The sequence below is a fragment of the Ruegeria sp. A5 genome (assembly GCF_056543005.1).
The window spans coordinates 46163-59065 of sequence record NZ_JBQGAV010000012.1; the positions used below are offsets into that span (position 1 = coordinate 46163).

Below are 12903 nucleotides of genomic sequence, written 5' to 3' on the forward strand. Positions count from 1 at the left end.
TCAATTATCCAATCCGGCGCGGAAGTGGTCGGCAACGGCGTCGGCCGCCCGTGTCACGTCCTCGGGGTTGTCGTAGAAATCGAACTGCGTGACATCCTCGAGCCACTGCGCAGTCGCGTCACCGGCAAATCCGGCAAGGAAGGTCTGCACGCCCTGCGGGATCGCTGCGCTTTCAGAGTGAACAATGGTCAGCGGTTTATCCAGCCGCTGTGGGTTGTCGGCGGGATGGTAGGTCAGCCAGCCTTCCCAGCCTGCATTGTTCCATTTGTCATCATATTCCGGGATCGCCCCACGGTCAGCCTCATAGTAGTAGCCACCGATCGGCATCAACACGCCTTCGGCACCTTCTGGACCCGCGGCAGGAATGATCTGGCCCCCGGCGGCTTCGGCAGCCCGAGAGACTTGAAGCAAGCCGGCAACACCTTCTGCGCCGCCGTAGACGGCCTCAACAATTTCGGCGTTCTGCAGCCAGGGAGCAACCAAACCAAGTCGCTGAACCAGCGGGTTGCCCGAGACGGCATCGACCATATAACCCGCTGAGGCGCAGATACCCAGCCCATTGATGTGCTCGGCGTCCACTTCTGGCAGGGTCGCTATGAATTCGATCGCTGCCTTGATGTCCGAGGTCTTGGCTTCGGGGCTTTCGACAAAGCGCGCTTGGTTCGGCAGATCGCCGGATTTGCCCCAGCCCCGGAAATCGAAGGTGAAGGCGGCAAATCCGCGTTCGGCCATTTCCCGGGCATAGTTCGCTGGCATCTGTTCTTGTACCGAGGTCCAGGCCCCTGTGACCACGACCGTTGGCAATGGTGCATCGCCGCGTTCTTCGGGTAGGTACAGTGTGCCGGATAGGGTGGCACCTTCATTCTCAAAGGTGACAATGCGGGTTTCGACCTGTGCGACGGCAGCTGTCGAGGCCATTAAAGCCGCAGCGGTATTCAGAGCGAGGGTTTTCATCGCGATATCTCCCAAAGTCTGTCTGGATGGGCGCAAGCCCGATGACGAAAGAGATACGTTGCCGGAGGTTCACTTGATTGCACCGGACTGCTGTGTTTTTGAATGATCCTGCATCAAGCCATGTTGGCCGCGCGATAAGCCTTGGGGGTTTGTCCCACCACCTGTTTAAAGCTGCGCGTGAAATGAGCCTGATCGGAAAAGCCGCATTCCAAAGCGATATCACCCAGAGGACGCTGCTGGTCTTGCATCATCTTCATCGCCTGTTCAATTCGGTAGGCCATGACATATTGCATCGGGGTCGTGCCCAACGTCTCTTTGAACATGCGTGCGAAGTGCGAAGGGCTCATTCCCGCCTCGGTCGCGAGCTGCTCAACGGTTATGGTCTGATCCAGCCGGTTCTGTACAAAGGCCAAAACGCGCTGGTAATGCCGGGATGTGAAGCGGGATGACAGCTGAACATCTTCGATCCGGCGTTTTCCATATTTCTGGAGCAGTTTCACTAGGAATACGCGGCTCATGGCTTCGAACATCACGACCGAAGACATGTCGGTCGATTCCAATGCGTCACGCAGTATAACGCCAGCCGTGCACAGATCAGGGTCCGAGAACTGCGGCAAATCCCGAAATTGCTGCGGGTCAAGCAGCATGCCCAGCTCGGACTGAGCAAAGCGTTCAACCTTAGCCGGGTCCAGCGTGATAACGATGACATCAGACGTCGCGTACCATTGCCAACCCGATCGCATACCAGCCGGAGTGACGATGATTTCATCCTTGTGAAACATGAAATCCCGCAACTCACCATCCCTCCAGTTCCGAACTCTGTGCGGAATGGTCTGGAGATTGAGAAGCACGTGATGCTCTTTGAAAACATCCTCGGGCATCTGATCCGGCTCAGCCCGGAAATACCGAACGGACATCAACCCTGCAGCCGAAGGCCGCTCGATCGCATCGCTGTTTAGTAAAGGTTCCGAGGGGTAAATGTCCGCATATCTCGAAGGCAATCGTCGGCTCCCATAGTGTACCTGGGCAATTCTCGCTGGCGTCGATCGCACACAGTTGAAAACATCCAACAGGGGTGCGAACCCATGGAGTGGTTCCGTGGCCACCTGCTTCTCGCAACGCAGCTGTAGCGTTCGGGTCGACGCTTAGAGAATTTTCAAGATTGCGGTCGCTGAATCAAGACGGAACACGATGCCCGACGAGAAACACGCGCTGCCGTTGATCCTAGAAAATAGTCCATTGCCGATGGGTGATGCGCTCCGACAACAATCAAATCAGCGCCGATTTCCCGTGCGAACTCGGTAATGCGCAGCCCTGGCTTTCCCGTTTCTACCTGGCAGTTTATATCGGTCGCTTCTCCGGCGATCGACTTTAGGGTTCCCATGATTTTGTTGGTCAGATGGTTCTCGGATTTCACTGTCACGAATTCCGTCGTAAAACCCGGGATCTGTTCCAGAACTGTAAGTAGTGTGATCTTTCCGTCAGCTGCCAAAAGCTTGCGGGCAGTGGTGATTTTCTCGGCAACCAACTCTTCATGATCAATGGCAACGGGGATCAATATGGATTTATACATGTAAAGCACTCCCAGTGAGTTTCGGCGATGTCAACGAGCAGGGCTTGGTGCATCATAACTTGATAAGTACTTTCAGAATTAAAAGGTTCTGATCTGTTGCCCAGGACCCCGCCCTGCCTTAGTGGCCAAACACCTCGAGCCGCGCCCATTCTGGACCTCGGTTCAAGAGAAAGACGGCCACCGCATATGCGATGGCCGCCTTGAGGTTACTATGCGCTGCGATACAGTTTTGTCATCGAGAATTCCCGATGTCCCAGCGCCTCTGCCGCGGTGTTACGGCCGTTTGCTGTCCTGCGGATCATATCGATCAGAGCATCACCAGCCTGATCGATGGTTTGTTCGCGCCGCAAGATGCCTGAAACATCAACATCCACATGCTCGCCCATGGTGCGCACTGTACGCGGGTTCGCGGTGATCTTGATGACCGGAACGATCGGGTTGCCCACCACGTTGCCCTGACCTGTCGGGAAGGTATGGATCACAGCACCGCCCGCCGCCATCAGCGTCACACATTCCGCCGCAGCTGATGAACTGTCCATGAAGTAGAGGCCTTTGCCCGAGTTAGGTTGCTCGGCAGGTTCCAGAATGTCGATATACTGCGAAGTCCGGCCGATCTTTTCGAGGTTGCCAAGCGCCTTTTCCTCAATGGTGGTCAGGCCACCTTCGATGTTGCCCTTGGTTGGCTGACTGTCGCTGAGGTCATCGGTCTGATGGGCAAAGATTACATCGTCCTGATAGGCTTTCCACATCTTGTACCAGCGTTCGCCCACCTCTTCATTGATGGCCCGCTTCTGACAGATGTGTTCCGCCCCGGTGATTTCCGAGGTTTCACCGAAGAATCCGGTGATCCCTTCGGGTAGTAACTTATCGTACATGTTGCCAACGGTTGGGCAGGACCCCAGACCCGTTGTCGTGTCGCTTTCACCGCATTTGGTCGAAATCCAAAGCTCGTTGATCGAGCATTCCTCGCGCTGGACCTCGGTGGCCTTGTGGACAAAATCCTTGGCGGCCCATGAAGCGCGCCGGATGGTCTCGAAGTCACCGTTCTGTTCGATTGAGAACTCTGCCACGTCCTTGCCGGTCTCGCGGATGCCGTCGGCAATGCGTTTGGTCCAACCCGGCTCGATGCCGATCACCACCACCGAGTGGACATTCGGGTTGGCCCCTGTGCCAATCATGGTGCGGAAATGCAGCTCGAGGTCCTCGCCGAACTGAAGGCGGCCATAAGCATGTGGGATTGCCAGCGTGCCCTTGACGTTGTTGGCGACTGCCTCGCAGGCGGTGTTGGAAATGTCATCGACGGGCAGGATCAGCACGTGGTTGCGCACACCAACCCGGCCGTTTTCGCGCCGGTAGCCCATGACAGTCATGTTTGAATATTTGCTCATGGTATTAACCCCTTACCAGCGCTTGGTCTTGCAGTTTTGCGTGTGGACATGCCCGCCGCGTGGGATGTCAGCGATGATCTTGCCGATATCCTCACCATACTTGATCGCCGTATCGCCGTTCTTGAGGTCCGTGAGCGCAATCTTGTGGCCAATCGGAACATCCGCACCTGCGGTCAGGCGAAAGGTCGAGTTGTCATGTGTAATACAGCACAGCATGTCGGTGCCTGCAGTCAGGCCTTCGACGACCACGACACCGACATTGTCTTCCTCTTCATGCACCAAAAGGTGCGGTATTTCATTTGGGGCTGGATTTGACATGAAGGTCTCCGGTTTTTGCTATGGTTTAAGGATGGTTTTCGGCGCAAGCGTCTTGCCAGCGCGAATGTCTGTAAAGGCCGCGGCCCCGTCGGACAGGTCACGGGTTTCAATCCAGTCAAGCGTCCCGAGGCGGCCCTTGAACATGGCATTGCATGTGTCGCGGAAGTCCTGTGCGGTATAGGTGTAGGTGCCGATTAGCGTGATTTCCTGCAGCGTGATGCGTCGGATATCCAATCCACCTTCGGAACTGCCTAGGCCGATGTGCAGAATCACCCCCCCCGGGCTGACGAGCGCCGAGGCAACCGCGCGGGTAGACGCAAACCCCACTGCGTCGATCACCAATGGAATGTCCTGTTCCGGTGTGTCCACAACGGCGATTCCACAGGTGTCGCGAAGATAGGTCGCACGGGCTGCGTTGGGTTCGGATAAGGTCACCTGCTCGACCCCCATCGCAGTGAGCGCGAGAGCTGCCGCTAGCCCGATTGCCCCGCCGCCAATCACATGGGCACGCCGTTCGTCTGCCGGGTGCAGGGCTGCAAGCCCCAGCCGCACCGCATGCCAGCTGACCGCAATCGGTTCGGCGAGTGCGGCCTGCTCCAGCGTGATATGCGAGGGCACTTCAATCAAATTGCGCTCTGGGATAGCGACATATTCCGCAAAAGCGCCTTCGCGCGGCGGCATTGAGATGATCTGTCGCGAGGGGCAAAGGTTCTCACGTCCGGACCGGCTGGCCGCGCTGTTGGGGTCGTTTACCAGCGGATTGATGGTTACGCGGCGACCATCAGCAGTCACTCCGGCCCCTTCATGGCCGAGGATCAGCGGTGCCGGGCGGCGGTCATCATGGCCCAGATAGGCGTGCATGTCGGACCCGCAAATGCCGACGCTATCGATACGGACGAGAACCTCATCGGGGCCGGGCTCCGGGTCCGCGAAATTGCGGTATTCCAGTGTTTCTACATCGGTGTAGACTAACGCTCTCATTTCGCTGTAAACCCCCCATCAACCATCAAAACTTGCCCGGTCACGTAGGCACAGGCATCAGAGCAAAAGAACAGCAACGGGCCGTCGAGGTCTTTGGGCTCACCGTTGCGACCGATACAGGTCTGCGCAGCATTACGGTTCGCGCGTTCAGGATCATTGAACACTGCAGCCGTCAGCTCGGTTCGAAAGAACCCAGGGCCAATCGCGTTTACGCATATTCCGCTTGATGACCAGGCCTCGGCCATTGCTCGGGTCAGCTGTGCCACGCCGCCCTTAGACGCCCCATAGCTAAGCCCACCTGGAAAAGCTCGGCTGGACTGGAGCGATGCGAAATTTACGATCCGTCCCCAGCCTTTGGCCTTCATATCGGGCACTAGGTGCTGCGACAGAAAGAAGGGAACGGCAAGGTTCAAGCCGATTGTTATGTCCCATCCTTCTGGTGACACCAAATCCGCAGGCTCGCGCGTGTTGATCCCGGCGGCATGCACCAGAATATCCGGTGCCCCAAACGGCTGCGACGCGGCAACGGCCAGCTCTGCCAACCGATCGCGATCCGAAAGATCCCATGGCAGCGCATGAACCTGATCCAGCTCGGCCAACGCTTCTGCACGTCGCGCCACGCCCACGACCTTAGCGCCAGCATGCGACAGTACCTCTGCCGCTCTGCGACCAAGGCCGGAGCTGGCCCCGGTCACAAGAGCGGTATGTCCAGTGAGATCAGGATGATAGGTCACGGGTTGGGTCAGTCTTCGGCTGTCAGGTCAAAGTTTTCATCGGGGAAGAACTTGGCCAGTCGAATATCCGCGGTACGCGCGTGCCCCTCCATACCTTCAAGGCGTGAGATACGGGCCGTCGCCTGCGCAATCGGCTTCATCGCATCAGCGGTCGAGCGCTGCCAGGTCACGATCTTCATGTATTTATGGACGCTGAGGCCACCGGTGTAAGTGGCCGCCCGGCTCGTGGGCAGCACGTGATTGGTGCCCGAGGCTTTGTCGCCAAAGGCAACCGTGGTCTCTTCGCCCAAGAAAAGCGACCCATAGCACGTCAGCCGATCCAGCCACCAATCAAGATCATCGGCCATGACTGTCAGGTGTTCTGGAGCGTATTGATCCGATGTCGCCGCCATTTCTTCGCGATCCGCGCACAGGATGACCTCGGCATAATCGCGCCACGCAGCCGTAGCGTTTTCGCGGTTCACTTCGGGCAGGTCCTCGATCAGCACTGGCACCAAGCGCATAACCTCTTCGGCGAGGTCGCGATTGTCTGTCACCAGCCAAACCGGTGAGTTGTATCCGTGCTCGGCCTGCCCAACGAGGTCAGTTGCAACAACCATCGGATCAGCAGTGACATCCGCAAGGACCAGACTGTCCGTCGGGCCCGCGATCATGTCGATGCCGACACGCCCGAACAGGATACGCTTTGCTTCGGCCACAAACTGATTGCCGGGGCCCACAAGGATGTTAGCCTTGGGAAGCCCGAACAACCCGAAGGTCATCGCCGCAACCCCCTGCACGCCGCCCATGGCCATGATCTTGTCGGCGCCACAGATATGCGCGGCGTAGACGATCGCAGGCGCAATGCCGACATCGGGGCGCGGCGGTGAGCACGCGACGATATGTTTACATCCCGCCACCTTCGCCGTCGTCACGGTCATGATCGCGCTGGCGATATGGCTGTAGCGCCCGCCTGGGACGTAGCAACCGGCTGCATCCACCGGGATCATCTTCTGGCCAGCGGTCAGGCCGGGCACAACCTCGACTGCGATGTCGGTCATGGACGCTTTCTGTGCCTCGGCAAAGCTTTTGACGTTGCTGTGGCTGAACTCGATGTCGCGCTTCAGCTTTTCTGGCACGGCATCCATCGCGGCCTGTATTTCGGCATCGCTGAGAATGACGTTGCCTTCGTAGTTGTCGAATTTGGCGGCGTATTCCAACGCCTTGGCATCGCCGCCTGCTTCAATATCAGTCAGGATTCCCTGCACAATTTCACTGACGTCTGACGCTCCGCTGCGCGCGGTCAGCGTGGCTTTCTTCAGGTATTCACGGGTCATGTATCGAGTCCTTTTCTTACCGCGTCTTTCGGCGGCTTATCGATAGACATCAGGCAACAGTGAGGTAGAGAACGCCGGGATATAGGCGATCATCAACGTCACGATCAGCATGAAGAAAACAAACGGGATGGCGCGGTAGGCGATCTTGAGGATCGACTCGCCCGTAATCCCCGACACCACGAACAAGTTCAGCCCCAAGGGTGGAGTAATAAACCCGACCCCCAGCGCGGTGATCATCATGATGCAGAACTGAATCTGGTTCATCTCGATCTCTTGCGCCAGCGGGTAGAGGATCGGTGCCAGGATCACGATGTTGGGCGTCGTTTCCATAACGCAGCCCGCAATGATCAGGATAAGGACCATCATGGCGATCAGTACGAATTCGTTACTGCTGACTGAGGTCAAAGCTCCGACAAATCCTTGCGGCACTCCAATGATCGCCAGAGCTTCGGCCAGAGGGATCGAGAAGGCGATGATCGGAAGGATCACACCGTTGACCTTGGCCGAACTGACCAGCATGGCCGGGAAGTCGGACAATTTCAGTGTGCCCAGGATAAACCCGATGAATATGGTCACGACGACCGCCACGGCACCTGCCTCGGTCGGGGTCAGTTTCCCCGAGAAGATGCCGTAGAAAATGATGCCGGGGACAAGGAAAGCGTACCAGCCGGACTTGACCGTCTTCCACAGGTTCGCGCGCCATTCAGCTGCGGTCATCATGCCGCCGCCTTCCCAAAGGTTCAGCCGGTTCATCACGACGTTGGTGATCAGGATGGCCGTCAGGATCAAGAGGCCGGGGATCAGCGCAGCAAGGAACAAGGTCGAGACCGCTATACCCAGCACGAGGCCGATGATGATATAGGCGATAGAGGGCGGGATGAGGATTCCGGTACAGGCCCCCGCCGCGACCAAAGCGCAGGCGTAGGGGCGGGGATAACCGCTCTCGACCAGCCGGTCGATAGTCATGCGCCCTACCGCTGCCGCACCTGCTGCGTCCGACCCGGAGATCGCCGCGAACATGCCGCAGACCAGGACGGTGGCCGAACCGAAGCCACCCTTGGCCCAGCAGGTCAGGGCTTCGGCGACGTCCAGAAACTTTCGACTAAGCCCGGTTCGGACAAGCACGTCGCCGGTCAGGATAAACAGCGGCACAGCTGTCAGCGCGAAGGCATCGATGCCCGAGAACAGCTTTTCGCCGACAAGGCTCAGCGGCAATGCGCCGGACATGATCAGCATTGTGATCGATGCTGCGCCGATCGCGGCCCAGACCGGAACGGCGAGCGCGACAAGAGCGACGAAGAGAATGACGGAGGCGTAGAAATCCCACCCAAGTTCAAGCGTTTGACCGCCGAGTTGTTGCCACATCATGGCTCAGGCCCTCCCTTAATCAAACAGCTTGTCGCCTTCGTAGACGGGACGGCCCGTTCGAAGGTCGGCAATATCGCGGAGGAAGGACTGCACCAGCCGAAAGATGACTAGCGCGAAGCCAAACGGCACCGCCATGAGGAAAAAGACCTGGCTGATCCGCAGGCCGTGTGTGACAGACCCGAATTTCCAGGACACGTGGACTGTCTCCCACGACCAATAGATCGCGACGAGTGCCACGATGAACATCACGATGTCGCCGAAGATGTACAGCAGCGTTTTGACCGTGCGCGGGACGTAGTGCATCAGAACATCAATGCGGATATGCCCGCGTTCCTTGACTGCAGCGGCGGCACCGATCCATGCGAGATAGATGAACGCATACCGGACGATTTCTTCGCCCCAGATGGACGAGTAGGCAAAGACCTCGCGCCGGACCACTTCGATAAACATCGTGCCGACGAGCATGACGTAGAAGACTAAAAGCAGCCAACGTTCGGCATTTTTATCAATCGCTCGAAAGAGCTGAGACATAGCATCCTCACTACCGTCACGCAGCGGCGACGTGTTCTAGTGGGTTTTTAATGGGCAAACATCGGATGAGCCGACGCTGGACGCGCCGGCCCGAAGACGCGATCAGGCGTCGTGCACGTAGTATTTCGCACGCGTGTCTGCGGCTTCTTCCAGCTTGGCGAAGGCATCCATCGATCCGGCCAGCTCGGTCTTGAAGCTGTCCCATTCGCTGCGCTGATAGCCACCGGCCTCTTTCCATTCGCCCAACTGATCTTCGCTCAGCGAGTGGAACTCGACGCCGTTCGCGATCAATTGAGACATGGCGTAGGCCCGTGCCGAAGGCACTTTGGACAGGTTCTGCTGCTGGGTGACTTCGCCCGCAAATTCGATACCTTCCTTGACGTCCATCGGCAGGCTGTCGAACCATTCAAGGTTGATCGAATAGACCTGACTGTCCGGCACCGCCTGAGTGAAGGTCACATGGCTGAGGATCTCACCAAAGCCAAAGACATGCAGCGCGCCCACCGAGGGATCAAGCGCATCTGCGACGCCTTGCCGGATCGCTGACGGAGTCTCACCCCACGCAACAGGCGTCGGGTTCGCACCCACCATGCCATAATACTGCTGCAGCATTTTTGATCCGGGTACGCGGAATTTGACACCGGACATATCGCCGGGGGTGATAATTGCGTTGCCTCCCTGGCGAACAGCGACGACGCGCGGATCGATCACGATATACATCAGCGCTTTAAAGCCGGATGCCGCGATCTTGGGGTCTACTTCCGCCTTCCAAGCTTCAGAGGAAGTTAGGTTCGTGAACCGCTGGTTGGACCCGCAGAAATATGGAAGGTTGATCAGGTCGACGACGCTTGCGAAGGGCGCGAAATTTGACAACGAGTGTTGCGCGGCTTGAATGGTCCCCCCCTGAACCGCCTGCGCCAACGCACCACCTGCACCAAGCTGACCACCGGGCGCCAGTTTCACATAGACCTTGCCATTCGTCATGTTTTGGATGTTTTCTTTCAGGTCCAGCTGCATGATCGGATAGCTGCGAGACGCGCCCAGAACATAGGCCGTTGCCAACGTCATCTTGAATTCAGCCGCGTTTTCGCGATCGCGTTCCTCGGCGGCGGTCTGTGCTGCCGCTTCGCTGGACCACAATGTCCCAGCCGCGCCGGCGACCATGGCCGCCGTGAACGAGCCGGTGCCCGCGAGTTTCAAAAAATTCCGACGCTCGGCCGAAGCCAGCTCCTGTTTAGTCTTGTCCATGTGTTCTCCTCCCGTTGGACTTTTTTTCGGATTTATTCCTTTGATTTTTTATCCGAAATTTCTTTTGCTTCGCTCCGCAGAATGCCGATCGAAAAGGCGATGGCCGCGGCAAACAAGATCAACATTTCCCAGATATTGTTGACCAAGGGCGCATTCGACACTGCTCCGATCACTACGTTCGCTACAAACGCGAGCAGCAATATTCCAGCTATCAAGTATGGCATGCGTCCTCCCCAACCCATCTAATGCCTCGCACTGAGTCGCCCGCAATGTAAGCGCTTACATTTTGTTATGCAAGCGCTTACATTGCACATGTGTTGTAGGTTCCCGACAAATCGTGCTTTTGATAGAATTCGTCTTGAGCTAGTTGCCCATCCAAAATGACAAGAAAAACCATGCCTCAAAGCGGTCACGAAAACACAGTCCCAACCCTTGCAGATGTTGCCCGACATGCGAACGTGTCCACCGCAACTGTCTCGCGGTGCCTGAACTCGCCAGAGCGGGTAGGGCAAAGCACAAGGGAACGAGTTCTGGCAGCCGTACGAGAACTTGGGTACGCGCCAAATTTCGGAGCCCAAGCCCTTGCAGCAAGGCAGACAAATACCATCGCCGCCGTGATACCGACTATGGAGAACGCTGTTTTTGCACGCGGATTACAGGCGTTTCAGGAAGAGCTGGTGAGGCATGGTAAAACGCTTCTGGTTGCTTCGTCCGCCTATGATTCAGAGCTGGAAGAACAACAGGTGCGTGCGTTAGTAGCGCGGGGTGCAGATGGGTTGCTGCTGATTGGGTACGATCGCGAACCGGAAATCTATGCGTTTCTGGAAAAGCAGCGTGTACCAACTTTGATCGCCTGGTCATTTGATCCTGACCAATCCCCGCCTGCCATCGGCTTTGACAATCGGGCTGCGATGTTTGCCCTTGCCCGGCAGGTCATTGGATATGGGCATCAGCATATCGCGTGTATCTCTGCTCCAACCGCTTCGAATGATCGGGCAAGGGAACGCGTTCAAGGCATTCGGGATGCCAAACAAGAGGCCGGTCAGGACCCGAATACAATGTTTCTTGTCGAGACCGCTTACGGCGTTGAAACTGGTGAAGTTGCTTTGCGCGAGGTCATGACAGCCGCACCAGAAACGACTGCCGTGATGTGCGTCAATGATGTTTTGGCGGTCGGAGCCTTACGTGCGGCTCGGGAAATGGGGCTTGAGGTGCCCAGGGACCTCTCAATTACCGGTTTTGACGATATCGAAATTGCAATGCTCGCCGAACCCGCTCTTACGACGGTCCATGTCCCGCATCGCGAGATGGGTCGTCGCGCCGCTGGGATGCTGATCCAGATACTCCGTGATGCGCACAGCGGTCAAAGTGTTGAGTTGCCGACAGAAATAAGACTACGTCAATCACTCGGTCCTGCCCGCACTATTGAGTGATCCCAACCTTGAGGGCTATCTTTGGAAATCTACTCGCTCGAATCTACCAACGATGTACGACCCGGATTCGGCATGCACGGCCAATCCAACTTGAACTACTGGTGTGAGTATTTCTTAGACTCAGAGTTTATGGCTAGCAGACTAAGAGAGCTGTGAGGAAGGCCTTTGTGTGCGGCTCATCCGTTGCGATGCAGAATGCCCCGAACCGGACGATGCTTGCCGTGGCAGTCGGGCAAAAATTACTATGTCGCGGCTGTCTTTCAGGTTCTGGTCACGTGGTTAACAGAGCCGAAAGTTCATTTGCTCCCTTTTTCAGGATACCCAGAAACGACATCAGGCTGTTGACGTTGTGACGTTGTGTCGGTGCATGAACCGAAAGTGTGCCCACCAATCGGCCTTGCCCATCTTGAACGGGTACTGCTAGGGCTGCCATTCCACTCATGAACTCTTCGTCATCGGTGGAATAACCGTTCTCAGCGATATGCTGGATTTCCGTGCGCAATGACTGCGGATCGGTCAGGGAACTTTCAGTCTGTGGCTGCAGATTTCCTGCTGAAAGAAATCCATCCAGTGTTTTCTGCCGGAGCGTGGACAAGTACATCTTGCCGCTGGCGGTGCAATGAAAGGGAACCTGTGTCCCAACCGGCAATTGAATGCGCAAAGGCCACTTCGTCTCGACCCGGTCAAGATAGATCATGCCCTCTCGGTCAGGGATGGCGAGATTGCAGGTCTCACCAACCTGCTCGGCGACACTGCGTAAGATCGCCAAACGCGCTGTGCGCAGATGCTCGGACGACATAGTGTTGACTGAAAGCAACCGCAGACGGTGCCCGGGACCGTATGAGCGGCCATCCAGATCGCGCTGCAGGAAACCTTCGGCCTCTGCTGTTTGCAACAAACGGTGGATTGTTGGTTTCGCCAGACCGAGTGTCTCGATCAGGTCCGATGGTTTGACGGCTACCCCGCGTCGCGCCACCTCCTCAAGGATGAGGAGAAGGCGCAAGTTAGTTGGGATCTGAGTTTCTTTGTCTTGTGTTTCCGTCTCGGCCATCCCGGAAC

Annotated in this window: 14 protein-coding genes; 1 reads left to right on the forward strand and 13 read right to left on the reverse strand. The window is 57.0% G+C overall.

Annotation, left to right across the window (positions count from 1 at the left end):
- The 12 genes from ACR0AY_RS19855 to ACR0AY_RS19910 all read right to left on the reverse strand — a co-directional run bounded on the left by ACR0AY_RS19855 (position 1) and on the right by ACR0AY_RS19910 (position 10635).
- A complete protein-coding gene (locus ACR0AY_RS19855; protein ID WP_170513551.1) occupies positions 1-954 on the reverse strand; it encodes an alpha/beta hydrolase in 954 nt (317 codons plus the stop codon).
- A 113-nt stretch (positions 955-1067) separates the two neighbouring features.
- Entirely contained in the window at positions 1068-1955 is an 888-nt protein-coding gene (locus ACR0AY_RS19860) for a helix-turn-helix domain-containing protein (RefSeq protein WP_170392546.1), read from the reverse strand.
- A gap of 155 nt (positions 1956-2110) precedes the next feature.
- The gene (locus ACR0AY_RS19865) at positions 2111-2527 is read right to left on the reverse strand and encodes a universal stress protein (protein WP_170513555.1); all 417 of its coding nucleotides are present in this window, start codon (positions 2525-2527) and stop codon (positions 2111-2113) included.
- A gap of 209 nt (positions 2528-2736) precedes the next feature.
- The gene (locus tag ACR0AY_RS19870; protein WP_480454525.1) at positions 2737-3915 is read right to left on the reverse strand and encodes a UxaA family hydrolase; all 1179 of its coding nucleotides are present in this window, start codon (positions 3913-3915) and stop codon (positions 2737-2739) included.
- 12 nt (positions 3916-3927) lie between these two features.
- Complete coding sequence (locus ACR0AY_RS19875; RefSeq protein WP_170392543.1) at positions 3928-4233, reverse strand: UxaA family hydrolase; 306 nt, start codon at positions 4231-4233, stop codon at positions 3928-3930.
- A gap of 18 nt (positions 4234-4251) precedes the next feature.
- The gene (locus ACR0AY_RS19880; protein WP_170513558.1) at positions 4252-5214 is read right to left on the reverse strand and encodes an alcohol dehydrogenase catalytic domain-containing protein; all 963 of its coding nucleotides are present in this window, start codon (positions 5212-5214) and stop codon (positions 4252-4254) included.
- On the reverse strand, positions 5211-5948 hold the full coding sequence (locus ACR0AY_RS19885) for an SDR family oxidoreductase (protein ID WP_170402129.1): 738 nt from the start codon (positions 5946-5948) through the stop codon (positions 5211-5213). Before ACR0AY_RS19885 ends, ACR0AY_RS19880 begins: the two co-directional genes overlap by 4 nt.
- Before the next feature lie 8 nt (positions 5949-5956).
- Entirely contained in the window at positions 5957-7264 is a 1308-nt protein-coding gene (gene hisD, locus ACR0AY_RS19890) for a histidinol dehydrogenase (protein ID WP_170513561.1), read from the reverse strand.
- 36 nt (positions 7265-7300) lie between these two features.
- Positions 7301-8632, reverse strand: a complete 1332-nt coding sequence (locus tag ACR0AY_RS19895) for a TRAP transporter large permease (RefSeq protein ID WP_170392539.1) — start codon at positions 8630-8632, stop codon at positions 7301-7303.
- Positions 8633-8647: 15 nt separating this feature from the next.
- Positions 8648-9163, reverse strand: a complete 516-nt coding sequence (locus ACR0AY_RS19900; protein ID WP_170392538.1) for a TRAP transporter small permease — start codon at positions 9161-9163, stop codon at positions 8648-8650.
- 102 nt (positions 9164-9265) lie between these two features.
- Complete coding sequence (locus tag ACR0AY_RS19905; RefSeq protein ID WP_170392537.1) at positions 9266-10411, reverse strand: TRAP transporter substrate-binding protein; 1146 nt, start codon at positions 10409-10411, stop codon at positions 9266-9268.
- A gap of 32 nt (positions 10412-10443) precedes the next feature.
- Positions 10444-10635: a hypothetical protein gene (locus ACR0AY_RS19910; RefSeq protein WP_170513627.1), complete on the reverse strand. Its 192-nt coding sequence runs from the start codon at positions 10633-10635 to the stop codon at positions 10444-10446.
- Positions 10636-10806: 171 nt separating this feature from the next.
- On the opposite strand from ACR0AY_RS19910, the gene ACR0AY_RS19915 reads away from it, so the two are divergent.
- The gene (locus ACR0AY_RS19915; protein ID WP_170392925.1) at positions 10807-11844 is read left to right on the forward strand and encodes a LacI family DNA-binding transcriptional regulator; all 1038 of its coding nucleotides are present in this window, start codon (positions 10807-10809) and stop codon (positions 11842-11844) included.
- Between the two features lie 271 nt (positions 11845-12115).
- On the opposite strand, the gene ACR0AY_RS19920 is transcribed toward ACR0AY_RS19915, so the two are convergent.
- Positions 12116-12895 carry an IclR family transcriptional regulator gene (locus ACR0AY_RS19920; RefSeq protein ID WP_170512809.1) on the reverse strand — a complete coding sequence of 260 codons (780 nt, stop codon included), beginning with the start codon at positions 12893-12895 and terminating at the stop codon, positions 12116-12118.
- Positions 12896-12903 lie beyond the last annotated feature (8 nt).